Origin of the sequence: Streptomyces sp. PH10-H1 (genome assembly GCF_030063355.1) — a bacterium.
In the GTDB taxonomy this organism is placed as follows: domain Bacteria; phylum Actinomycetota; class Actinomycetes; order Streptomycetales; family Streptomycetaceae; genus Actinacidiphila.
This window is the reverse complement of record NZ_JASISZ010000046.1, coordinates 1-24,448: the sequence shown is the minus strand read 5'-3', so window position 1 is coordinate 24,448 and position 24,448 is coordinate 1. Positions and strand designations below refer to the sequence as shown.

The window sequence follows — 24,448 nt, the reverse complement described above, 5'->3', positions numbered from 1 at the left end:
GAATCCGCGCTGAGCGGGCTACACCTGGGCCGGACCCGGGACGGCTGTCCTGGCGAACCCGCTGGTCTGCCAGGTGCTGCCGTCGGATGCGACGGCGAAGGCCTCCGTGCCCGGGAGCTGCTCGAGCCAGCCGCGGGCCCGGGCGGCGCCCATGGCGTAGGGGGCCGTGGCCCAGGCGTCGGCCTCGGTCAGGCTGCGGCCGATGACCGTGATGGAAGCGAGGGAAGGGGCCGGCGGAGCGCCGGTGCGCGGGTCGAGGATGTGGCAGCCGCGCTCGGCGGGGCCCGAGGTGGCCACGGCCAGGCCGTGCGACGTCTCGATCCTGGCCGCGATCCTTCCGGGCCGCAGCGGGTCGGCCACGCCCACACGCCACGGTCCGCCGTGCAGTTGCACATCACCGCCGCCGTTGACGCAGACGGTGTCGGCGCCGGAGGAACGCAGCATCGCGGCGGCCCGTTCCACCGCCCACCCTTTGACGAGGCCGGTCGGGTCGAGGGAGCCCGCGTAGCGGGCGCTGAACCAGCCGTCGCGCGCGGTGATGGAGGCGCGGGTGCCGTCCGGATCATTGACCGCGTAGTACAGCCGGGCCCCGCGGGCCGCCGCTATCGACTCCAGCTCACCGCGCAGCGCCAGATACCGGGATGTACGTGCCCGGTACAGCAGGGTCAGGTCGCCCGGCCGGGCCGGCAGGGTCTCGAACAGCGCGCGCAGCGGGGTGATCCCCACTCCGCCTGCGAGCAGCAGCACCTTGGGGCGAGTCCTGCGGTCCGAGGTCAGCGCACGGGCCCTCCGCCCAGATGCGGGTGCCGGGTCGCAGCGCGGCCAGGGCCGCACTGGGTTCGACGACCGCTTTGACGGTGATGCGCAACCGGTCCGGCCGCTGGGCGGCCGACAGGGAGTACGGGCTGGAGGTCCACCACAGTCCGGAGGTGAGAAACCGCCAGCGCAGAAACTGCCCCGGTTCGGCGTTCAGCTCCTCCAGCCGGCGCCCTTGGATCAGGACGGAGACGACGCCGGGCGCTTCGCGGACCGTGGCCGCCACGCGCAGCCGGTGCCGGGCATTCAGGCGCACCGGGGCAAGGACCCGGAACCACAGCACGAGCGCCGTAACCCCGAGATACAGGGCGTACCAGGCGTTCTGCGCCGCCGCGTGCCCGGCGAAATCGGCTCCGAGGGCGATTTGGTGGCCGAAGGCGAGGAACAGTGCGAGGTAGGTCAGAACGTGCAGGTAGTACCAGAACTCGTAGCTGACCCGGCGGCGTATCGCGCGCGCGGAGACCACCCCGACGGCGATCAGAATCAGGGCTCCGGCGGTCCCTTTGAGCATCTCCGGATAGTTGAGCACCACCGTGGTGGTTTCGTGCACCACGGAGGTACTGGCCTGGACCGCGTAACCGGTGATGATCAGGACGATTTGGGCCAGGAGCAGGCTGATGGTGTACCGCCCGGCCATCGCGTGCCAGCGGGCCACGCGATCACTGCCCGCTCCGCGTTCCAGGGCGGGGATCCTGGCCATCAGGCCGACCAGGACGGCGCATCCGTATCCGGTGAGGAGGCCGGCTATGCGGCCCGCGCCGATCAGCCAGCCCGCGGGGCCGACGATCGCGGGGGTGTCGTTCCACCACAGCGCGAGCACCGCGATCGCCCCTGCCCCGATCAGGGCGAGCACCGGCCCGGCCGGTGAACGGCGGCCGCGCGGCTCGGGCGGCGCGGACCGGTGCCCGGCCGCCCGGCGGTCGTAGGTCGTCGCCACGATGTAACCCCTCTCATCGGCTGACGACCCACTGTGCCGTCGTAACCTCTGAGCAGGCTCTGAACCGGGGCCCCTGGCGGGATTCATAGGAGATTCGCAGGTTGGAGCGGGAGGCCGGACGGGACCAGGGGCCCGGCCTACAGCGTGCTGTCTCCTCCTCAGCGCAGCCGGCGCAGGTACGGGTCGTGGGCTTCTCGGGGGAGCAGGCGGATGCGGACATCGAGGGCTGTGACGCCGTCGGGCCGGGCGAGGACCGGGTTGAGATCGGCCTCGGCGAGCTGCGGCAGATCGCCGGCCATCGTTGACAGCCGGAGCAGCAGCTGCTCCAGTCCCTCGAGTTCGACGGGGCCGCCGCCGCGGTAACCGAACAGCAGCGGGGCGCAGCGCGGTGCGGTGATCAGCTCATGGACGTCCCGGTCGGTGAGCGGGGCGAGTCGGGCGGCGTGGTCGGCGAGCAGTTCGGTGGCGGTGCCGCCGAGACCGAACAGGACCAACGGGCCGAAGACCTCGTCCTGGACGACGCCCGCGACGAGTTCTATGCCGTGCTGCGCCATGGGCTGCACGAGGACCCCATCCATGACCTTGCCGAAACGGGCCGTGAAATCGCGGTAGGCGGCCCGGACGTCGGCCTCTCCGTTCAGATCCGGCCGAACCGCGCCCTGGTCGCTCTTGTGCAGCTGACCGGGCCAGTGGGCCTTGAGGACGACGTGCTGTCCGGGGCCGGCCAGGCGGGCCGCCGCGTCGACAGCCGTCTGCTCGTCCTCGGCCCACTCGTGCGGCAGCCGCGGTATGCCGTAGCTGTCGAGCAGGGCCGCGCAGCCGCGGGGGTCGAGCCAGCCGCCCTCGGGGTTGGCGGCGAGGAATTCCCCGACGCGGGTGTGGGCGGCCGCCGGGTCGGTTCCGGACAGCTCCGGGACGGTGCCCGCGGGCTGGGCCAGCCACCGGGCCCGGTCGGCGGCGTGGGCCAGGGCGCGGGCGGCGTTCTGGGGGTCGGCGTACGCGGGGACGGGACCGTCGTCGGCCTGTAGCAGACGGACGCGTGCGTCCTGGTCGAGGAGGACGGCGACGACCGGGCGGGAGCGCCGTTCCGGAGTGGCCTCGGTCAGTGCCCGGGTGGGATCGTCACCGGTCGCCGCGGCCAGCGCGGTGGGCACCAGGACGATCAGCACCGCGTCGACCGCGCCGTGTTCCGCGAGCCGGTCCACGCACGCGCCCAGCGCCCGCGCGCCCACGGCGGGTGAGGCGTCCACGGGGTTGGTGGCGCAGGCCCCTTCAGGGAGCAGCGCGAGGAGTTCGGCGATGAGGTCGGCGGGGAGTTCGGGAATGGTCAGACCCGCTTCTGAACAGGCATCGGCGGCCAGCACGGCCGCGCCTCCCGCGTTGGACACGATGGCCACCCGGCTGCCGGTGGGCAGCGGCTGGGAGTGCAACAACGCTGCGGTGTCGAGGAGTTCGCCGATGGAGCCGGTGGCGGTGATCCCGGCCTGGCGGAACAGTGCCTGCCGGGTCACGGTCGGGGTCGCGGCGGCCGCGGTGTGCGAGGCGGCGGCCCGCCGTCCTGCCTCGGAGCGCCCCGCGTCGACCGTCAGGACCGGCATCCCGCGGGCGATCCCGGCGGGCGGTGCGGGAGAAGGCGCGCGGATTGCCGAAGGACTCCACATGCAGCAGGGCCAGGTCGGTGCGGCCGTCGCCCTCCCACCACTGGAGCAGATCGTTGCCGCTGACGTCGTACTTGTCGCCGAGCGAAACGAAGCTGGACACGCCGATCCCCAACCGTGACAGCCCGCTGAGCAGCGCGATCCCGATGCCGCCGGACTGTACGGCGACCCCGGCGGTTCCCGGCAGCGGCCGGTCCGCGGCGAAGGTGGCGTCCAGGCGGACGTCGTCCTCGGTGTTGGCGATGCCCAGGCAGTTCGGGCCGACCAGCCGCATCCCGTAGTGCCGGCAGGCGTCGAGCAGGTCGGCCGCCTGGTGGCGGTCCAGGCCGGCGGTCAGCACGACCAGGGCGCCCACTCCGCTCTTGCCGCACTGCTGGGCGGTCTCGGGGACGGCGTGTGCGGGCACGGCGAGTACCGCGAGGTCGGGCGGGTGCGGCAGGGCGGTGACGGCCGGATAGCAGGGGATCCGCAGGATGGCATGGGCGTGCGGATTGACCGCGTACAACTGCCCGGGGAAGCCGGCGTCGCGGATGTTCTTCAGGACCGCCCGCCCGACCGATCCGGCCCGGGTGCCCGCGCCGACCACGGCGATGGAGCGCGGTCGCAGCAGCGGGCGCAGGCTCGCGGTGCCGGCGGTCCTGCCGCGTTCGTCGACGGCTGTGAGGTAGCGCTCGTCGTCCTCGTCGAGCCGGATCGTGTAGTGCACTTCTGTGCCCTCGAAGCGGCGGGCGGTGTTGAGGCCCAGCTCGGCGAAGACCGTCACGATGGGGTGGTTCGCCGTGAGCGCGTCAGCGGTGAAGGAGGTGATGCCCTCCTCGCGGGCGGCGTTCACGAGATGTTCCAGGAGCAAGGTGCCGACGCCGCAGTGGTGGAACGCGTCGGCGACCGCCAGCGCGATCTCCGCCTCGGCGGGGTCGGAGCCGCATACGTACTCGGCGACTCCCACGATCCGGCCGTCGAAGCATGCGGTCAGCGCGCGGTGGCCGGGGCGGGGCGGGGCACAGGCCCGCTCGGCGGCCTGAGGGCCCGAAAGAAGGCTCACTCCGAAGAACCGCAACCGCAGGTTCTCCGCCGACATCTCCTCGTACAGCCGCCGCATCTGATCGTGGTCATCGGGCCCCGCGGGCCGTATTCCGACGGTCCTGCCGTCAGTCAGCAGTGCGTGGACCTGTCCGGTGCGGTGTGCGGTGTGCGTCATCGCGGACCTCTCTCCTTCGGGCGCCCTGTGGCTCCCGGCTCCACGGTCCAGCGGATCCGGAGCGGATCACAGGGGCTGGCCGGGCTGAGCGAGAGGCCGTTCGGCCTTTTGCGCCCACCCGCCGGTGCCTGAGGGCCGAACGGGCCCACAAGGGGGCCCGAACCGCCCCTCGCCCCCGCTGTCCGGCCGGTGCCACGGTGACGACGACCGCGATCCGCGGTCGCCCCGACCCTTGACCGAACACACGGAGGACCAGACATGACTACCCGGCATGTGGTCGTTGGAGTCGACGGCTCTGTCGTCGCGGTGCGGGCACTGGACGAGGCCGCCGCGGAGGCGGTCCGGCGCGGCGCCGGCCTGGAAATCGTCCACGCCGTGCCCGACCTCGACGAGGCAGGACCGGTACTGGCCTCCGCCGCGACGCGGGTACGGCGCCGCCACCCCGGACTGCCGCTGAGCACCACACCGGTCGCCGGAGACGCGGCCGAGGCACTGGTGTGCCGGGGGCGGAACGCCGCACTCACGGTCGTCGGCTCCCGCGGCCTGCCCGGCTTCGCCGGATTGCTGCTCGGCTCGGTCAGCCTGCGGGTGGCGGCCCGCACCCGCAGCCCGCTCCTGGTCGTCCGGGGTGACCACGTCCTGCCGCAGCCCGGCGCGGGACCCGGTGAGGTACTGCTCGGCATTGAAAGCGACACCGACACCGACGCCGCCGCGTATGCCTTCGAAGAGGCGGCACGGCGCGGATCACCGTTGCGCGTCCTGCACGCCTGGACCTACCGGCACCTCGCCCCCGCCGGGCTCGTACCCATGCCCACCAGCCGTGTGCAGGACGACATCGACCTGCGGTCACGAACCGAGAGCGCCGTGCCAGGGCACGTGGTGGCAACGCTGAGGTGCCGCCATCCGGGGGTTCCCGTGCACACCCTCTCCGTACGGTCAGGACCGGCGCATGCCCTGCTGGAGGCAACGCGCGCGGCCGGTGTCATCGTGGTGGCCGCGCACCGGCGGCCTGGCCGGCTGGGCCCGCAACTCGGCCCGGTCACCTCCGCCTTGCTGCGCCATTCCCACTGCCCGGTCGTACTGGTCCCCGTGGCACCCGAAATCGTCCCGTCCTGGTAGACGGCCCCGCACGGACTGGCCCTGAGGGGCCGGTCGGTCCCCATGAGGGCCTTGCGGCCCCTGCTCCCGGCGCCCGGCAGCACCGAGGCTGGAAGTAAACATCCCCCAGCCGGTGAACATCCCGCGGCTTTCCGACCTGAGGCAGGCATCATGTCCCGTACCGTCACCGTCGGCCTGGACGGCTCTCCCGAAAGCATGACCGCCGCCCATTGGGCCGCCCGCGAAGCGCTGCGGCGCGGAATGCCGTTGCGGGTCGTCCACGTCTGGGAACGGCATCCCACCGCCCAGGCACCCATCGCGGCTGCCGAGACGCAACAGCATTGGGCCGAGCGGATTCCGCGCGACGCCACCGCCGATCTCCGGCGCGGCCACCCGGGCCTGGAGATCACTGCGGACCAGCTGACGGGTCGGCCCGCAGCGGTCCTGCCCGTCGTGGCCGAGGAGGCCGAACTGCTGGTCCTCGGCTCCCGGGGACTCAGCGGCATCGCCGGCTTCTTCGTCGGATCCGTCGCGCAGGCCACCGTCGCTCACGCCGAGCGGCCGGTCGTTCTGGTGCGGCCGGGGGAGGCGGCGGAGGACGAGCACCTGCCCGACGCGAACGGACTGGCGTCGAATGCCACCCCGTACCGGGACGTGGTGCTCGGGCTGGATCCCACCAGGCCGTGCGAGGGGCTGGTGGAGTTCGCCTTCGTCGCCGCGGCCCAGCGCGGTGCCACGCTGCGCGTCATCCACGGCTGGAAGCCGCCGTCGGTCTACGGCTACTGCCCGGGAGTCCTGGATCCCGGACTGGACGCCGAGTTCGCGGCGCAGGAGGAGGGTGCGCTGACCGAGGCGCTGCGGCCGTGGCGGGACAAGTTCCCCGGCGTCGAAGTGACCGCACAGGCCGTGATCGGCAGGTCGGCCGAGCATCTGGTGGAGGCGGCATCCGGTGCTTCCCTCGTCGTCGTCGGCCGCCGCACCAACCACTCGGCGATCGGTACGCACATCGGCCCCATCACCCACGCGGTACTGCACCACTGCGACGCGCCGGTCGCCGTCGTCCCGCACGACTGAGAGCCGCTGCCCGGCGACGCGGCAGGTAGCAGGATCGTGGCGGGGGGACGACCAGCAGGTCCCAGCGGCCGACCGTATAGGAGAGCAGGCTGATCGTGTGCGCGTCCTGTTCGGCGTCGAACCAGCCCAGGCGCAGGATGTGCCCCGCTGCCGGCACCTTGCCGGGGATGTGCGGCCAGGTCGCCCGGTGTACGGAGGCGTGAGTGATGCGTCCCCAGAGCGGGTCGAGGACGGCGAGCAGTACCGGAAGTTCCCGGGCCAGATCACGGGAGTGGGGCCACCAGGCCCCGTCCAGGATGCCGGGATGGTCGCCGTGGCGCGCCAGTTGAAGGCGGAGTGTCTGTTCTGCGCCTTCGTGCGAGCGCGTGGCAAGAACTGAAGTCGCCATCGGTGTCTCCCTGTTCTCGAGGTGTGACGGGTGGTTCACGGCTGCGTCCATCCGGCGATGAGCCGTCGCGGCTCATACCTCCGAGCCTGGCCCCCGAAGTGCCCGGGTACGAGGGCCGACCCGTCCCTGGATCGCCGCCGACCGGTCCTGGTTCACCTCATGTCCGGTCCGGGATCGCGTGCCACGCCCCACACCCGATGCCCCGCGTCGCCCGGGAGGGGGCCGAACGGTCCCTTCCCAGGACCCGTCCGGCACTGGGGGGAGATCTTCGGCCGGCTCTACGGTGGAGACGGCCGAGGAGCCAATGGGACGACCCGTTCCACAGAGCGGGAGAGCCGGGCGCCGTCGCGGTATCGATGGAGTCAGTCACGCACCACCCGGATGAGGGGATGGGAACAGTGGAGCGCACCACGCCGACAAACACACCGATGACCGGAGAGCAGGAGTACGCCGACCGCGACCGGGAGTTGGACCTGCGGTGGTGGGCGGCGGCCAACTATCTGACGGTCGCCCAGATCTACTTGAAGTCCAACCCGCTGCTGCGCGAACCACTCACCGCCGACGACGTCAAGCCCCGGCTGCTGGGCCATTGGGGCACCAGCCCGGGCCTGTCGATGATCTACACCCTGCTGAACCGGCTCATCCGCACCACCGACGCCGACTGCCTCTATGTGACAGGTCCGGGCCACGGTGGCCCGGCGCTGCTGGCGAACGCCTATCTGGAGGGCACCTACAGCGAGGTCTACCCGCACATCCCGGCGGGCCTGGACGGTCTGACCGCGCTGGTGCGGCAGTTCTCCACGCCCGGTGGAGTGCCCAGCCACGTCAGTGTGCAGACACCCGGGAGCATCCACGAGGGCGGAGAGCTGGGCTATGCGCTGGCCCACGCCGCAGGGGCCGCGTTCGACCACCCCGATCTGGTGGTCGCCTGCGTGGTCGGCGACGGGGAGGCCGAGACCGGGCCGCTGGCCGCGTCCTGGAAGATCCCCGCGTTCCTCAACGCCCGCCGCGACGGCGCGGTGCTGCCCATCCTGCACCTGAACGGCTACAAGATCTCGGGCCCCACGGTGCTGGGCCGGGCGGAGGACGCCGACGTCATCGGCCTGCTCTCCTCACAGGGCTGGGACCCGGTCGTGGTCGGCGGCGACGATCCGGCGACGGTGTTCACCGACCTCCATCACGCGATGTCCGCCGCCCACTCCCGTATCCGCGCGATCCAGCAACAGGCCCGCACCGGGCCCCCCGCTCCCGCGGTTGCCGACTTCAGGCCCGCCCGGTGGCCGGCCATCATCCTGCGCACCCCCAAGGGCTGGACCGGCCCCGACGTCGTGGACGACGTCCAGGTCGAAGGCACCTACCGCGCGCACCAGGTCCCCCTCTCGAAGGTCCGTGAGAACCCGGACCACCTGCGTCGGCTGGAGCAGTGGTTGCGTTCCTACCGCCCGGAGACCCTGTTCGACGCCGATGGCCGGCTCGTGCCGGAACTGGCGGCGCTCGCACCCGAGGGCGACAAGCGCATGGCTGCGACGCCGTACGCCAACGGCGGCCGCCTGCTGCGGGACCTGGACCTCCCGGCGCTGGAGCGCTACGCCCTGGCCGTGGACAAACCCGGGGTCCTGGAGCACGAGAACACCCGGCCGCTGGGTGCCCTGCTGCGCGATGTGTACACCGCCACCACCCGGGAGTCCGACGGCGGCGGCACCTTCCGGCTTTTCTGCCCGGACGAGACCGCCAGCAACCGGCTCCAAGCCGTCTTCGAGGCCACGGACCGCTGCCTGCAGGCGCCCGTCCTGCCCACCGACGACCATCTGTCCCCCGAGGGCCGGGTCATGGAGGTCCTCTCGGAGCACCTGTGCGAAGGCTGGCTCGAGGGCTACCTCCTGTCGGGCCGCCATGGGTTGTTCGCCACCTACGAAGCCTTCGCCATGGTCTCCGCCTCCATGCTGATCCAGCACACCAAATGGCTCCAGCACGCCGCCGATCTGCCCTGGCGCGAGCCGGTGGCCTCCTTGAACGTGCTGCTCACCTCCACCTGCTGGCGCAACGACCACAACGGCTTCTCCCACCAGGGACCGGGCCTGATCGACACCGCGATCCCACTCGCTCCCGCCGTGGTGCGGATCTGGCTGCCGCCGGACGCCAACACCACCTTGTCCATCGCCGACCACTGCTTGCGCAGCCGCGACCACGTCAACCTCATCGTCGTCGACAAGCAGCCGCATCTGCAGTACCTCAGCCTGGCCGAGGCCGACGCGCACTGCGCCGCCGGAGCGTCGGTGTGGAACTGGGCCGGAACCGAGACGGAGGACCCGAGCCTGCGCGACGAACCCGACATCGTGCTCGCCGCCGCCGGAGACGTTCCCACCCTGGAGACCCTCGCCGCCGCCCGGCTGCTCCGCGAGTACGTTCCGTACCTGCGGGTGCGCACGGTCAATGTCGTCGACCTGATGGGCCTGCTCCCCGCCGACGACCACCCGCACGGCTTCACCGACGAGAAGTTCCACGAGCTCTTCACCACCAGCACGGATGTGGTGTTCGCCTTCCACGGTTACCCCAGGGCCGTCCACGAGCTCCTGCACGGACGCACCGCCCCCGGCCGCTTCCACGTCCGCGGCTTCAACGAGCAGGGCACCACCACCACACCCTTCGACATGGTCGTCCTCAACGGCATGAGCCGCTACCACCTCGTACTGGAGGCCCTGCGCCGCTCCCGGCGCGCACCCGAAGGCGGAACGCGGCTGGCGGAGTACTGCCGCGCCATGCTGGAACGCCACCACCACTACATTCGCGAGCACTTGGAGGACATGCCCGAGGTCCAGGACTGGACCTGGATGTGACCGACTCCGCGGGAGCCGGCATACGGGTGGCAGAGGCCGCCGCACGCAGCGTCCAGGACGTCCTGGACGCACTGCACAGCGGTCCGCGGGGGCTGTCCGCCTCCGAGGCCCGTGAGCGGCTCGCCGTGGTGGGGCCCAACGCGGTCCGCTCGCATCACGTCCGCGTCTGGGCCGTGCTGGGCCGCCAGTTGCGCAGCGCCCTGCTTCTGCTGCTCGCCGCCACCGCCGCGCTGTCGTTCGCCTTCGGCGAGCGGGCCGGCGCGGTCATCATCGGCGTGATTCTGGTGCTCAGTGTCCTGCTGGGCTTCGCCAACGAGCTGCGTGCCGAGAAAGCCGCCGAGGCCCTGCACTCACGGGTACGGCACACCACCGTCGTCCTGCGTGCCGCCCCCTCCCGCGCGCGGGAGGCACCGCACGGCGCCGACGTCCAAGACGCCAGGAGCGTTGAGCCGGACGAGACGGGACCGGCTCCCGCCGCGGTGGAGGTGGATGTCACCGAGCTGGTCCCGGGCGACGTGGTGCGTCTGACCTTGGGCCAGGTGGTGCCAGCGGATCTGCGGCTGCTGGAGTGCACCGCTTTCGCCTGCGACGAAAGCGTGCTCACCGGCGAGTCCGCACCGGTCGACAAGAGCACCGCTCCGGTGCCCGAAGGTGTCGCGTTGGCCGAGCTCACCTCCTGTGCGTTGATGGGAACGGTGGTCCACGCGGGCGCCGCCACCGCGGTGGTCGTGGCCACCGGCGGGGACGCCGAGTTCGGACGCATCGCCCTGGGACTGGGGGAGCGCCAGCCCGAGACCGACTTCCAGACCGGGCTGCGCCGCTTCTCCATGCTGCTGCTCAAGGTCGCGGTCGTGCTGACCACGGCCATCTTCGCGATCAACCTGGTACTGCAGCGGCCGCTGCTGGACGCGCTGCTCTTCTCCCTTGCGATCGCGGTGGGCATCACCCCGCAATTGCTTCCCGCCGTGGTCAGCACCAGTCTGGCCACCGGATCGCGGCAACTGGCCAAGCGCAAGGTCCTGGTCAAGCGCCTGGTGTGCATCGAGGACCTGGGCGACATGGATGTGCTGGTCACCGATAAGACCGGTACCCTGACCGAGGGCCGGATCAGCTTCCAGGCCGCCCTGGACCCCGTGGGAACCGACGCCCCTGACGTACTGCGGCTGGGTCTCCTGGCCACCGAGGGCGAACCCGGTGGCGACCATCTGGGCGGCAACCCGCTGGACAGCGCCCTGTGGCAGGCCGAAGGCGCCGCCGAGCGGACACCTGACGGTGTCCGCCGGCTGGCCGTGCTGCCCTTCGACCACGAGCGGCAACTGACCTCCACCCTCCTCCAACACCCGGACGGCAGCCGCCTTCTGGTCGCCAAAGGCGCCCCGGAACAGGTCTTGGCACGCTGCCTGCAGGTACCCGAACAGGCCGCCGCGGTGCTCAAGGCCCGCTTCGCGGCCGGCAGCCGGGTGGTCGCCGTGGCCACCAAGGACGCCGGCCCGCTCACCGGTATCGCTCCCGGGGACGAGTCGGGTCTGCGGCTGGCCGGGTTCCTGGTCTTCCTCGATCCGCCGAAGGCGGGGGCGGCTGATTCACTGCGGCGGCTGGCCGGGCTCGGAATCACCGTGAAGATCTGCACCGGGGACAACGCGCTGGTCGCCCAGAAGGTCTGCGCCGACCTCGGGCTGCCCTCCGGCCGGGCCCTGACCGGTCGTGACATCGAGGCGATGGACGACGCGCAGCTGACGGAGGCGGCCGAGGAGGCCACCGTCTTCGCCCGGGTCTCCCCGCAGGACAAGGCACGGATCGTCGGCGCGCTGCGCCGCCGCGGCCGGGACATCGGGTTCCTGGGCGACGGGGTGAACGACGCCCTGGCTCTGCACGCGGCCGATGTCGGGATCTCCGTGGACACCGCCACCGACGTGGCCAAGGACGCGGCCGACGTCCTGCTGCTGGAGAAGGACCTCGGGGTGCTGGCCGACGGTGTCGCCGAAGGCCGCCGGATCTTCGCCAACACCATCAAGTACGTGCTGATGGGCACCTCCAGCAACTTCGGCAACATGTTCAGCGCCGCCGGCGCCTCGCTGGTGCTGTCGTTCCTGCCGATGCTGCCCTCCCAGATCCTGCTCAACAACCTGCTCTACGACGCCAGTCAGCTGACCATTCCCACCGACCACGTCGACGAGGAGCAGCTGCGGGCGCCCTCGCACTGGGACATCGGCTTCATCCGCCGCTTCATGCTGGTCTTCGGCCCGGTCAGTTCGGCCTTCGACTTCCTCACCTTCTGGGTGATGATCGGGATCTTCCACGCGGGTCCCGCTCTCTTCCGCTCCGGCTGGTTCGTGGAATCGCTGGCCACCCAGACACTGGTCATCTTCGCGATCCGCACCCGCCGGGTCCCGTTCTTCCGCAGCCGGCCCAGCCGCCCGCTGCTGGCCGCCGCGCTGGGCGTCGTGGCTCTGGGCGTCGCTCTGCCGATGTCACCGCTCGCGGACACCCTCGGCTTCCAGGCGCTCCCGGTCGGCTTCTTCCTGGCCCTCGCTGTGATGACCGTCCTCTACGTGGCCCTGATCGAGGCGGTCAAGCAGATCTTCTTCAGCCGTCTCGAAGCCCGGCCCACCAGGCCGCGGGCCCGCACCCGCACGCTGCGGCACCGCATCCAGCGGCGCGCCGCCCGCTTCAGCCACCGCGGACCCCTCCCGCCCCAGCACCCCTGATACCGGCTTCCTCGCCGGTCAGCCCCGGTCTTCGGGACCAACGGCCCGCCACCCCGGCCCCGGCAGGCCCTGCGTCCAGGAACGCCGCCGCCTGAGGATGGTGCCAACGGCCCCCGCCGTGAACCGACCGGAATCCGAACAGAGGCACACCATGGCCGTTCTGATCATCATCGTCGTCGTACTGATACTCCTGCTGCTCCTCGCACTGGCAGTGAAGATCGTCAAGCAGTACGAGCAGGGGGTGCTCTTCCGGCTGGGACGCGTGCTCGGCGCGCGGGAGCCCGGACTCCGCATCATCATCCCGTTCATCGACGTCATGCACCGGGTGTCGCTGCGGATCGTCACCATGCCGATCCAGTCCCAGGGCATCATCACCCGCGACAACGTCAGCGTGGACGTCTCGGCTGTCGCGTACTTCCGGGTGGTGGACCCGGTGAAGTCCGTCGTGGCCATCGAGAACGTCCACGCCGCCATCAACCAGATCGCCCAGACGACGCTGCGCAAGGTCGTCGGCCAGCACACCCTCGACGAGACGCTGTCCGAGACCGACACGATCAATCTGGACATCCGCGAGATCCTCGACGTCACCACGGTCGAGTGGGGCGTAGAGGTCACGTTGGTGGAGCTCAAGGACATCCAACTGCCCGACAGTATGAAGCGGGCGATGGCCCGTCAGGCCGAGGCCGAGCGGGAGAAGCGAGCGAAGATCATCAACGCCGAGGGCGAGTCCCTGGCCGCAGCGGCCCTGGGCGACGCCTCGGACATCATGATGGCCCACCCGCTGGCGCTGCAGCTGCGCAATCTGCAGAGTCTGGTAGAGATCGGCGTCGACAAGAACACCACCGTCGTCTTCCCCGCCCCGCTGATGAGCACCATCGGCGAGCTGGGCTCCTTCCTCGCCCGTGAGGTCGCCGCCGCGACCCCGCCCGTCCCGGTGGACGTATCCCCGGCATCCGCCGTATCCCCGGCATCCCCGCCGTCAGCGGAACCCCTTGCTGCCCCGACAGCTGCCGCGGCTGCGATGCCGAGTCCCGCGCTCAACGGCGCACCCCAGGGCACCGGCCGATAGGCGTTGCCCGAAAGGTGGTTGACGTTCGACGGGACCGGCCCGCCGACCCCGGAAGCAATGAGCAGCGAGGAAGACGCACATGGCCATCCACATGAAGGACGACGCCCCCCAGGACGACGCCCCCAGGGACGATGCCTCCGAGGTGCCGTCGGCGCCTGATGCCGCCCCCGGTCCTCCGGACGGGCCGGCGAAGATGGCGACGAGACAGAAGTTCGGCCTGCCGACCGCCACCGCACTGGTCATCGGTTCGGTGATCGGTACCGGGGTGTTCGCGCTGCCGACCGCCCTCGCCCCGTACGGTCCGATCAGCCTGGTCGCCTTCGTGCTGGTCACCCTCGGCGCGCTGGCCCTGGCGTTCACGTTCGGCTCGCTGTCCAAGCGGGTGCCGGGGTCCGGCGGCCCGTATGTGTACGCCAGGGACGCGTTCGGTGACTTCGCCGGATTCCTCAACGCCTGGTCGTACTGGATCACGGCGTGGGCGGGCAACGCCGCCATCGTGGTGGCCTGGGTCGGCTATGTCGAGGTGTTCTGGAACACCGGACACGCCAAGGTCTGGTCGATCGCCATCGCCATGGCCGGTCTGTGGATCCCGGCGGTCATCAACCTGTCCGGCGTACGCAGCATGGCCGTCACCCAGAACGTGACCACCGTGCTGAAGTTCGTGCCGCTGCTGTTCATGGCCACCATCGGCCTGCTGTTCATCAAGGCGCACAACTTCGGCTCCTTCAACGCCAGCGGTACCTCGACGGGTGCGGCGATCTCCGCCGCGGCCGCCATCGCCCTGTTCAGTTACCTCGGCATCGAGACCGCGTCGGTGGCCGCCGGCCGGGTCCGCGATCCGCAGCGCAACGTCGGCCGGGCCACCGTGCTGGGCACCATCGGGTGCGCGGTGGTTTACATCCTGGGCACACTGACGGTCTTCGGCACCGTGTCCAACGCGGACCTGCGGAAGTCCACCGCGCCCTTCACCGACTCGGCCAACGCCATCTTCGGCGGCCAGTGGGCCGGCCAGGCCGTCGCCGTCGCCGCGATCGTCTCCGGTCTCGGCTGCCTGATCGGCTGGACTCTGATCGTGGCCGAGATGCCGATGGCCGCCGCCAAGGACGGGCTGTTCCCGGCGGCTTTCGGCCGCACCCGCCGAGGGATCCCGGTGGTCGGCATCGTCGGATCCACCCTGCTCGCCTCGGTACTGACCGCCGTCAGCTACACCCAGTTCGAGAAGGTCTTCACCACGCTGGTGCTGCTGTCGGTCGTCACCGCCGTCATCCCCTACCTGTTCAGCGCGGGCGCGCAGCTGTACTGGCTGCTCACCCGGGGGCGGCAGACGCAGTGGTCCCACCTGGTTCGCGACTGCGGTGTCTCCGGTGTCGCGCTGGCGTTCGCGTTCTGGTCCCTGGCCGGAAGCGGCTATCAGGCCGTCTACTACGGCCTGTTCTGCCTGCTCCTGGGCCTGCCCGTGTACATCTGGCTCAAGGTGGGCCGCGGCGAGTACGGAGAGAGCCCGGTCGTCCCCTTCGACAGCGCGGCCACCCCCGCCCCGACCCGGCACGCCTGAGCGTCCACTTGACCCACCCTTTCAAGGAGACCGCTGTGACCCGAACCCTCGGTGTGCATTCCGAAGTCGGCCGGCTGCGTGAGGCCATCGTCCACCGCCCCGGGCTGGAACTCAGCCGACTGACGCCCGGCAACTGCGACGAGCTGCTCTTCGACGACGTGCTGTGGGCCGCGAAGGCCCGAGAGGAGCATGACACGTTCAACCAGGTGCTCCGCGACCGGGGCGTGACGGTGCATCATTTCGACACGCTCCTCGCCGAGACGATGAAACTCCCGCAGGCGCGGGCGTTCGTCCTGGACCGCATTTGTACTCCCGAGCAGGTCGGGCCCACGTTGGCCGGACCGCTGCGCCGACTTGCCGACGAGGCCGATCCGGTCACGCTGGCCGAGTTGCTCATAGGGGGAGTGACCCGGGCGGATCTCTCACCGCTCCAGGTGCGCAGCCTGCGCTGGCAGACCCTGGACCTGGACGACTTCGTCCTGGCGCCGCTGCCCAACACCCTGTTCCAGCGCGACAACTCGGCCTGGATCTACGGTGGTGTGACCATCAACCCGATGGCCAAGGCCGCCAGGCAGCGCGAGTCCCTGCACAGCCGGGCCGTGTACGGGTTTCATCCGCTGTTCGCCGACGCGACCTTCCCGGTCTACGTCGGCAACGACGACGTCAGCCACCAGCCCGCCACCCTGGAAGGCGGAGACATCCACGTCCTGGGGCGGGGTGTTGTGCTGATAGGGATGGGGGAGCGCACCACCGCGATGGGTGTGGAGATTCTGGCGAGGGAACTGTTCCGCAGCCGGCAGGCCACCACCGTGATCGTTGTCCAGCTCCCCAAGTCACATGCCTTCATGCACCTGGACACCGTCCTGACCATGATCGACGTGGACACCTTCGTCCGTTACCCCTACCTCGACCCGAAGAACCTGCGGACCTGGGTGATCGTCCCCGCCGACCCCGAGGAGACCGTCGAGCACGACACCGGGGCCCTGCACGTCGAGCCGCGCGACGACTTGTTCGCCGCCATCGCCGACGCCCTGGGCGTCGACTCGCTCCGCGTCCTGTCCGCCGACGAGGACTCCAGGGCCGCCGAGCGTGAGCAGTGGGACGACGCCAACAACTTCCTCACCCTCGCACCCGGCGTCGTCGTCGGTTACGAGCGCAACACCGTGACCAACTCCATGCTGCGCGAGAACGGGATCGAGGTCATCGCCATCCCCGGCAGCGAACTGGGCCGCGGCCGGGGCGGCGCCCGGTGTATGACCTGCCCCACCCGGCGCGACGGCATCTGAACCCCTGCACCGCACCGCGCACCCCCGACGTAAGGACCACCTTCATGACTGTCACGCAGACCGCACCCCACCGCCGCCCCGGATCCCTGCTCAAGGAACTCGACCTGGACAAAACCAGGTTCCTGGCGCTGGTCGACGAGGCCAGGAGGCTCAAGACCGCGAAGGCTGAAGGTGCCGAGCGGCCCGCGCTGACCGGTCGGAACATCGCGCTGGTCTTCGAGAAGAGCTCCACCCGCACCCGCTGCGCATTCGAGACGGCTGCCTACGACCAGGGCGCCCATGTCACCTACCTGGGCCCGGAGGGCTCCCACATCGGACGCGAGGAGTCGATCCGCGACACCGCCCGCGTGCTGGGCCGCATGTTCGACGGCATCGAGTTCCGCGGATTCGCCCAGGACACCGTCGAGCAGCTCGCCGACCACGCCGGAGTACCGGTGTGGAACGGACTCACCGACTCCTGGCACCCCACCCAGATGCTCGCCGACATTCTCACCATGACCGAGCACCACCCGGGCCCGCTGGAGCAGATCGCCTACTGCTTCCTCGGCGACGGACGCAACAACGTCGCCCGTTCGCTGCTGGTCACCGGCGCGCTGCTGGGCATGGACGTCCGCATAGCCGCGCCCCGCGACCTGTGGCCCCCCGCTGACGTCATCGCCACCGCCGAACGCCTCGCCGAGGCCAGTGGCGCCCGGGTGCTGGTGACCGACGACGTCGAACAGGCGGTGGCCGGCGCCGACTTCGTCTACACCGACGTCTGGGTCAGCATGGGCGAATCGGATGAGCAGTGGAACGCCCGCATCCCGCTGCTGCTGCCGTACCGGGTCACCGAGAAGGTCATGCAGGCTTCCGGTAAGCCCGGTACCAAGTTCCTGCACTGCCTGCCCTCCGTTCACGACCGCAGCACCCAGCTCGGCAAGCGGCTGTTCGACCAGCACGGCCTGGACGGTGCGGAGGTCACCGACGACGTCTTCGAATCACCGCGCTCGATCGTCTTCGACCAGGCGGAGAACCGGCTGCACACCATCAAGGCCGTCCTCGTCGCCGCGCTCGGCCGCTGAGATGCGCATCGTGGCCGCCCTCGGCGGCAACGCTCTCCTGCGACGCGGCGAGAGGCCCGACGCCGGCATCCAACTCGACCATGTCCGCGCCGCCGCCCAGGCTCTCGCCCCGCTGGCCGAGCATCACGAGCTGATCATCTGTCACGGGAACGGTCCGCAGGTCGGCATGCTCTCCCGCGAGAGCGAATCCGACCCCGCGCTGACCCGCCCCTACCCGCTGGACGTTCTCGTCGCCCAGACCCAGGGAATGATCGGCTACTGGCTGGCCCAATGCCTGCGCAACGCCGGGGTGACCAAGCCGGTCCTCAGCCTCATCACCCAGACGCTGGTCGATCCGTCCGACCCGGCCTTCGCCGCACCGACGAAGTTCATCGGACCCGTCTACGACCATCGGCGCGCATTGGTGCTGGCCGACCGGAACGGCTGGGCCGTCGCCGCCGACGGGGACCGGTGGCGACGGGTCGTCCCCTCGCCCGACCCGCAGCGGATCGTCGAACAGGCCTCGATCACGCGGCTGCTGGACGCCGGGACGGTGGTCATCTGCGGTGGCGGCGGCGGAGCACCGGTCATCGATGACGGAGCGGGAGGGCTACAGGGAGCGGAGGCCGTCGTCGACAAGGACGCCACCTCGGCCCTCCTCGCGATCGCCGTGCACGCGGACCGGCTGCTGGTGCTTACCGACGTCCCGGCGGTGATGGAGCACTTCGGCACCCCCCAGGCCGCTCCGCTGGACCACCTGGACCTCGACGAGCCGGCGGGCCTGCACTTCCCCGCCGGCTCCATGGGTCCCAAGATCGCGGCCTGCCGCCATTTCGTATCGGCCACCGGCCGGTCGGCCGCCATCGGATCGCTGTCCGAGGCGACCGCGGTCCTGAACGGCACCGCGGGAACCACGATCACGGCCGGGCGCACGCGACAGGGTGACACCTCATCCGTGGACGCTCCGGCCGCGGACGCCCGACGATCCGGCATCGCGACGCTGTAAAAGGGCCGGTCGGCCCTGTGCAACGGGTGGGGTCCGAGTCATGCTGCGGCTAGTGGACCATTTGTCGTGCCCGTCCATGACCGTCCGATCCTGCGAGGAATCCAATGAACGCGGCTCTCCCATCGGTGGAAGCACCGGTCCAGGTATTCCTGCTGGACGATCACGAGGTGGTCCGACGCGGCGTGCGCGACCTGCTGGAGGCCGAGGACGGCATCACGGTGGTGGGCGAGGCCTCGACCTGCGCCGAGGCGCTGGTCCGGATCCCGGCGCTGCGCCCGCACGTCGCGGTGCTCGACATGCGACTGCCGGACGGTGACGGGGTGACGGTCTGCCGGGAGCTGCGCTCGGCGATGCCGGAGCTCGCCTGCCTGATCCTGACCTCCTTCGACGATGACGACGCCCTGCTCGACTCGATCATGGCCGGGGCCGCCGGCTATGTCCTGAAACAGATCAAGGGTTCCGACCTCGTCGCTGCGGTGCGCACGGTCGCCTCGGGCCAGTCGATGCTCGACCCGGCGACCACCGGACGGCTGATGGACAGCCTGCGCCGTCAGCAGGAGCCCCAGGCGCGGCCCGATCCGGTCCTCGCCTCGCTCACCGAGCGGGAACTGGCCATCCTGGCACTGATCGGCGAGGGGCTGACCAACCGTCAGATCGGTCAGAAGATCTTCCTTGCCGAGAAGACCGTGAAGAATCACATCTCCCGGATCCTGGCCAAACTCGGGGTCGAACGACGCATTCAGGCCGCCATGCTGTCCGGCCACGCCAACCGCGTCGCCACGAGTGACGGAGCACCGGCGGCCGACAGGCGGCGGTGAGGAACCGGGGTCACCCGTACCGGCGGACCATCAGTTCCGTTTCAGGGGAACGCGCCAGAGCAGGCGGGTACCGCCTGCGGCACCACGTTCGACAGTGAAGATCCCGCCGCACCGCTGCGCCCGTTCGGCCAGGTTGGCCAGGCCGCTGCGGGAAACCCCGTCCGCGATGCCGACGCCGTCGTCCACGACGCTGAGGGTGAGATCGGTGCGGGACGCCGAGATGGTCACTTCGCCGTTGTGGGCCCGTGCATGGCGGGCGGTATTGCTCAGCGCCTCAGCGAGCACGGCGAGGAGGTTTCCGGCGATCTCGGACGGAACCTCGGTGTCCAGCAGGCCCTCCATCCGGAGACCTGGGGTGAAACCGAGAGCGGGGACCGCGCGCTCAACGGCCTCGACGATGCCGGCTCGCAGCCCGTGCCTGCCAGGCCCGCGTGCGCGCAGTCCGAAGATCGTCGACCGGATGATCTTCACGGTCGCATCAAGGTCGTCCACCGCCCGCTGCACCCGTTCGGTCGCCTCCGGGTGCTCGATGAAACGTTCCGCGCTCTGCAAGGTCATTCCGGTGGCGAACAGCCGCTGGATCGCGAGATCGTGCAGATCGCGGGCGATACGGTCGCGGTCCTGGAGCAAGGCGATCTGTTCCGCGTCCCGGCGCCGCTCGGCCAGTTCCAGCGCCAGCGCCGCCTGGCCGGCGAAGCCCAGCAGCGGCGTGGACTCCTGTCCGGTGAACTCGGCGGCACCCATCGTGCGGGCCAGCATCAGCACCCCGCGCACTCCTCCCTCGTCGGTGCCCATCCGCACCGCGACCGCCGGGCCCAGGCCCTCCCAGCGCGGAGAACCCTTTGTGATCCTCGGGTCCTCCTGGACATCCGGGCTGATGATGGGCTGTCCGGATCGCAGTGCGGCGCCCACGAAGGAGCCGTCACCGGGCAGCAGCAGGCCCTGGTGCACCTTGGCGCCCTCGCCGACGGCGAGCTCCACCCTCAGTTCACCGGACTCGCCGACCGGCAGCGCGATCACGGCCAGATCCGCCTCGGCGATCTCCCGGGCATGGTCGACCACCAGATGCAGCACCTCGCCCTGCGGACTGCCCGAGAGCAGGGAGCGAGTCACCTCCGCGTTCGCGGCCAGCCAGCGCTCCCGCTGCCGTGCCGCGCGGTACAGCTCCGCGTTGTCGATGGCGACCCCGGCCGCCACCGCGAGGGTCGACAGTACGGACTCGTCGTCGCCGTTGAACTCGCCGCCGCCGTGTTTCTCCGTGAGGTAGAGGTTGCCGAACACCTCGCCGCGCACCCGGATGGGGACCCCGAGGAAGGAGTGCATCGGGGGGTGGTGCTCCGGAAAACCGTACGAAGCGGGGTGCTCGGAGAGCTTCGGCGTGCGCAAGGGGACGGGATGGTTGATCAGCTCGCCCAGCAGACCGTGCCCCTGCGGCAACGGGCCGATCGCCGCGATCTGGGCCTCGTCCAGGCCCACGGTGATGAACTGCGACAGCCGCCGGCCGTCGCCGATCACCCCCAGCGCTCCGTAACGGGCGTCCACCAGCACCACAGCGGCATCGACGATCTGCCGCAGTGCCTGCTCGAGCTCCAGCTCCCGGCCCACGGCGAGCACCGCCTCCAGGAGGCTGTGCACCCGTTCCTGGGCCTCTCTGGCCAGATCGAGACGTGCCTGCAGCTCGTCCAGCCCGAGGTTGGGTCGCTGCTGTGCTGCCTCGCCGGTCATTTGGGCCTCCGTAGGACTGCTGCCCAGCCATCGCCGCAGACACGGAGATCCACACCATGGGTTGGGCACCCGTTGCAGGCTACCGGCAGCGGTCAAACCGCCATCGATCCTCCGCTCAGAGCTGCAGTGGCCACCTACCCCGCCTCACACAGCCCATCCCCGGCGCTCGCCACGGCACGGGCGCTCGCCACGGCACGGTCGGCGTAACCACAACGTCGCCGCCCGCTGTCACTGCGTGACGTCAGCGGACCGGGGAGGGCCGGTTGTGAGGCCGAGGGCCTCGCGGACGGCGGCACCCACGACGGCTCGGCGCTGGGCTGCCCGGTACCGCGAGCTCGGCGAGGCCGGCATGAGCGACCGGTCCTCGCGCCCGCACCACAGCCCACGCCGGACCCCGACCCGCACCGAACGAAGGATCATCAAGGTCCGCGTGCTCCGCCGGTGGGGACCGGCCCGTATCGCCTACCTCCTGGGGCTGAACCCCGCGACCGTCCACCGGGTCCTGACCCGCTACCGCCTCGCCCGCCTGGCCCATCTGGACCGTGCCACCGGCCGCGTCATACGCCGCTACGAACGCGAGAAGCCCGGCGAGCTGGTGCACGTCGACATCAAGAAGCTCCGCAACATCCCCGACGGCGGAGGTCACAAGACCCTCGGACGCCAGGCCGGCCGCAAGAACCGCTCCGGAGCCGGATACAGCTACCTCCACAACGCCGTCGACGACCACTCCCGCCTCGCCTACAGCGAGATCCTCACCGACGAGAAGAAGGAAACCGCCGTCGGATTCTGGCAGCGGGCCCACGTGTTCATCGCCCAGGCCGGTATCACCGTCGAACGCGTCCTGACCGACAACGGCGCCTGCTACAAATCCCACCTCTGGCGCAACTACCTTGCAGGGCAAGGGATTTCACACAAGCGGACCCGGCCCTACCGGCCCCAGACCAACGGGAAAGTCGAACGCTTCAACCGCACCCTCCTCGACGAATGGGCCTACGCACAGCCCTACCGCAACGAGACTGAACGACGCGACGCCTACCCCGCCTGGCTCCACACCTACAATCACCACCGCGGACACACCGCGCTCAAGGGCCAACCACCCGCCAGCCGCGTCCCCAACCTCACGGGTCAGTACACCTAGGGCCTGTTTCAGAAGTGGATCAAGGACCTGGGATGATCTTGGCCCGTGGCTCGGGGAAATCTGACAGACGCGCAGTGGGCAGTGCTGGAACCGTTGTTGCCGATAGGCATCAAGCCTGGTCGGCCTCCGGTTCACAGCAAGCGGCAGCTGATCGACGGGATACGGTTCCGCACCCGGGCTGGCGTCCCGTGGCGAGACCTTCCTGTGCGGTACGGGCCCTGGGAGACGGTGTACGGGCTCTTCCGGCGCTGGCAGCGGGACGGCACGTGGCACCGGATCTTCGAGCAGCTTCAGGCGCGCGCCGATGCGAAGGGGCTGATCAGCTGGGACATCTCGGTGGACTCCACGATCGCTCGCGCCCACCAGCATGCGGCCGGCGCCCGTAAAAAAGGGGATCTGCAGGTCGAGCCGCCCGGCGGTGTGTTCACCGAGCCCGACGACCACGGCCTCGGACGCTCACGCGGCGGACTGACGACCAAGATCCACCTCGCAGTCGAGCAAGCCCAGAAGCCGATGTCCCTGGTAATCACGGCCGGACAGCGCGGTGACTCCCCACAGTTCCAGGTCGTCCTGGGCCGCATCCGGGTTCCCCGGCTCGGCCCGGGACGACCACGCACCCGCCCGAAACAAGGTCCGCGCCGACAAGGCGTACGGCTCCCGCGCCAACCGCGACCATCTTCGCCGACGCGGCATCCGTTGCACCATCCCGCAGAAGCGCGACCAGATCGCCAACCGGAAGAAGCGCGGCTCCCTCGGCGGACGGCCCCCGAAGTTCGACAAGGACGACTACAAAGAGCGCCACGCGGTGGAGTGCGGGATCAATCGCCTCAAGCGCCACCGTGCCGTGGCCACCAGGTACGACAAGCTCGCCGTCCGCTACGAAGCCAAAGTGCTGGTCACGGCCATCAACGAGTGGCTGCGACCAGCACTTTAGGAGGTCAGTCGAGAATGGCGTCAAGCTCCACTTCAACGAGCCAGTCGGGATCGATGAAGCGTGAGACCTCAACGAAGGTGCAGGCTGGACGGACCGACGCGAACCGCTCTCCGTGCGCTCGCGCGGCTTCTTTCCATCGAGTCACGTCGGTGAGCATGATGCGGGTCCGCACGACGTCACCCAGCGACGCCCCTGTTGCCTTCAACGCGGCGTCTGCGATGTCCAGACACCTGACAGTCTGGGCATAGACGTCGCCTCGCCCCACGGTCGCCCCGTCGTCCCCGATGGGAGCAGTCCCAGCGACCGCGACGTGCGCCCCTTTGCGGACTGCCCGGGAAAACCCTATTTGGGGTTCGAGTGGTGAGCCAGAACTGACGATCTGCCGAACATGATCCATCGCACCATGCTCCCAGATCCCGCACTTTCGAAACAGGCCCTAGTAGGGCTTGGTCAGGTTGGTTGGGGTGGTGCGTGTCCTGCGGGCCTGGTGTGGCGTTGAGGGTGTGTGACTCCGGGCGAGATTGCTGGTGTGCGTGGTGAGTTGGAGGCGTTTGCGGCGGAGGTGTTCGAGCCGTTTGCGCGTAAGGATCAGCGTCGGTGGGGGCAGGTCTACCTGCGGGGACTGCTGACCGACGGGCAGCGCAAGTCGGTCGAGCCGATGGCCGCCCGGCTCGGGCAGGACGGGAACCGTCAGGCACTGGCGAATTTCATCACCACCAGTCCCTGGGATCCGGCGCACATCCGGGCCCAGCTCGCCTGGCGGATGGAGGCGGCGATCGGGCCCAGGGCCCTGGTCTTCGACGACACCGGGTTCCTCAAGGACGGCACGGCTTCGGCGTGTGTGGCGCGGTAGTACACCGGCACCGCAGGCAAGGTCACGAACTGCCAGGTCGGCGTCTCACTCCACCTCGCGTCCGACCACGCCTCGGCGGCGGTCAACTGGCGGTTGTTCCTGCCGCAGGCCTGGGACCCGGCCTCGTCGAAAGCCGATGCGGTCAAGGTCGCCCGCCGCGCATCGTGCGGCATCCCCGAGCAGGTCGGGCATGTGGAGAAGTGGCAGCTGGCCCTGGACATGCTCGATGAGACCCGCTCGTGGGGCATCGAGGTGCCGCTGGCCATCGCGGACGCCGGATACGGCGACGCCGCCGCGTTCCGGCACGGGG

General features: G+C 70.3%; 17 protein-coding genes and 2 pseudogenes. 13 read left to right on the top strand and 6 right to left on the bottom strand.

Annotation, left to right across the window (positions count from 1 at the left end):
• Positions 1 to 18: 18 nt before the first annotated feature.
• From QMK24_RS25295 to QMK24_RS25285, 3 genes and pseudogenes are all read right to left on the bottom strand, one after another.
• Positions 19 to 726: an FAD:protein FMN transferase gene (locus QMK24_RS25295; RefSeq protein WP_283469107.1), complete on the bottom strand. Its 708-nt coding sequence runs from the start codon at positions 724 to 726 to the stop codon at positions 19 to 21.
• Positions 617 to 1,753: a ferric reductase-like transmembrane domain-containing protein gene (locus QMK24_RS25290; RefSeq protein WP_283469072.1), complete on the bottom strand. Its 1,137-nt coding sequence runs from the start codon at positions 1,751 to 1,753 to the stop codon at positions 617 to 619. The genes QMK24_RS25295 and QMK24_RS25290 overlap by 110 nt, the downstream gene beginning before the upstream one ends.
• Positions 1,754 to 1,911: 158 nt before the next feature.
• A pseudogene (locus QMK24_RS25285) lies at positions 1,912 to 4,609 on the bottom strand (bifunctional acetate--CoA ligase family protein/GNAT family N-acetyltransferase).
• Between the two features lie 258 nt (positions 4,610 to 4,867).
• Here QMK24_RS25285 and QMK24_RS25280 point away from each other — a divergent pair.
• Together QMK24_RS25280 and QMK24_RS25275 are read left to right on the top strand one after the other, a co-directional pair.
• Positions 4,868 to 5,728: a universal stress protein gene (locus QMK24_RS25280; RefSeq protein WP_283469071.1), complete on the top strand. Its 861-nt coding sequence runs from the start codon at positions 4,868 to 4,870 to the stop codon at positions 5,726 to 5,728.
• A 150-nt stretch (positions 5,729 to 5,878) separates the two neighbouring features.
• Entirely contained in the window at positions 5,879 to 6,781 is a 903-nt protein-coding gene (locus QMK24_RS25275) for a universal stress protein (protein ID WP_283469070.1), read from the top strand.
• On the opposite strand, the gene QMK24_RS25270 is transcribed toward QMK24_RS25275, so the two are convergent.
• Complete coding sequence (locus tag QMK24_RS25270; protein WP_349362000.1) at positions 6,723 to 7,169, bottom strand: DUF5994 family protein; 447 nt, start codon at positions 7,167 to 7,169, stop codon at positions 6,723 to 6,725. The two genes, QMK24_RS25275 and QMK24_RS25270, sit on opposite strands and share 59 nt — an antisense overlap.
• A gap of 428 nt (positions 7,170 to 7,597) precedes the next feature.
• Between QMK24_RS25270 and QMK24_RS25265 the strand changes: the two genes are divergently transcribed.
• From QMK24_RS25265 to QMK24_RS25230, 8 genes are all read left to right on the top strand, one after another.
• Positions 7,598 to 10,006: a phosphoketolase family protein gene (locus QMK24_RS25265; RefSeq protein WP_283469069.1), complete on the top strand. Its 2,409-nt coding sequence runs from the start codon at positions 7,598 to 7,600 to the stop codon at positions 10,004 to 10,006.
• Positions 10,003 to 12,714, top strand: coding sequence for a magnesium-translocating P-type ATPase (gene mgtA, locus QMK24_RS25260; protein WP_283469068.1), 2,712 nt, complete (start codon positions 10,003 to 10,005; stop codon positions 12,712 to 12,714). Before QMK24_RS25265 ends, mgtA begins: the two co-directional genes overlap by 4 nt.
• A 151-nt stretch (positions 12,715 to 12,865) precedes the next feature.
• Complete coding sequence (locus QMK24_RS25255) at positions 12,866 to 13,783, top strand: slipin family protein (protein WP_283469067.1); 918 nt, start codon at positions 12,866 to 12,868, stop codon at positions 13,781 to 13,783.
• 79 nt (positions 13,784 to 13,862) lie between these two features.
• A complete protein-coding gene (locus QMK24_RS25250; protein ID WP_502962538.1) occupies positions 13,863 to 15,338 on the top strand; it encodes an amino acid permease in 1,476 nt (491 codons plus the stop codon).
• Between the two features lie 35 nt (positions 15,339 to 15,373).
• The gene (locus QMK24_RS25245; RefSeq protein WP_283469066.1) at positions 15,374 to 16,624 is read left to right on the top strand and encodes an arginine deiminase; all 1,251 of its coding nucleotides are present in this window, start codon (positions 15,374 to 15,376) and stop codon (positions 16,622 to 16,624) included.
• Positions 16,625 to 16,668: 44 nt separating this feature from the next.
• Entirely contained in the window at positions 16,669 to 17,685 is a 1,017-nt protein-coding gene (gene argF, locus QMK24_RS25240) for an ornithine carbamoyltransferase (protein WP_283469065.1), read from the top strand.
• Between the two features lies 1 nt (position 17,686).
• Complete coding sequence (locus QMK24_RS25235) at positions 17,687 to 18,670, top strand: carbamate kinase (RefSeq protein ID WP_283469064.1); 984 nt, start codon at positions 17,687 to 17,689, stop codon at positions 18,668 to 18,670.
• 104 nt (positions 18,671 to 18,774) lie between these two features.
• Complete coding sequence (locus QMK24_RS25230; protein ID WP_283469063.1) at positions 18,775 to 19,488, top strand: response regulator; 714 nt, start codon at positions 18,775 to 18,777, stop codon at positions 19,486 to 19,488.
• Between the two features lie 30 nt (positions 19,489 to 19,518).
• Here the strand turns inward: QMK24_RS25230 and QMK24_RS25225 are convergent, their stop codons facing one another.
• Positions 19,519 to 21,213, bottom strand: a complete 1,695-nt coding sequence (locus QMK24_RS25225; protein ID WP_283469062.1) for a sensor histidine kinase — start codon at positions 21,211 to 21,213, stop codon at positions 19,519 to 19,521.
• A 235-nt stretch (positions 21,214 to 21,448) separates the two neighbouring features.
• Between QMK24_RS25225 and QMK24_RS25220 the strand changes: the two genes are divergently transcribed.
• Complete coding sequence (locus tag QMK24_RS25220; RefSeq protein ID WP_502962537.1) at positions 21,449 to 22,351, top strand: IS481 family transposase; 903 nt, start codon at positions 21,449 to 21,451, stop codon at positions 22,349 to 22,351.
• Positions 22,352 to 22,396: 45 nt separating this feature from the next.
• Positions 22,397 to 23,285, top strand: a protein-coding gene (locus QMK24_RS25215) for an IS5 family transposase (RefSeq protein ID WP_283469061.1) whose coding sequence is annotated in 2 segments (ribosomal slippage) — positions 22,397 to 22,975 and positions 22,977 to 23,285 — 888 coding nt in all. Because the reading frame shifts where the segments join, the coding sequence is not laid out codon by codon here.
• Between the two features lie 4 nt (positions 23,286 to 23,289).
• On the opposite strand, the gene QMK24_RS25210 is transcribed toward QMK24_RS25215, so the two are convergent.
• Positions 23,290 to 23,682: a RidA family protein gene (locus QMK24_RS25210; protein WP_283469060.1), complete on the bottom strand. Its 393-nt coding sequence runs from the start codon at positions 23,680 to 23,682 to the stop codon at positions 23,290 to 23,292.
• Positions 23,683 to 23,790: 108 nt separating this feature from the next.
• Here QMK24_RS25210 and QMK24_RS25205 point away from each other — a divergent pair.
• Positions 23,791 to 24,448: pseudogene (locus QMK24_RS25205) on the top strand (IS701 family transposase); the annotation flags it as partial.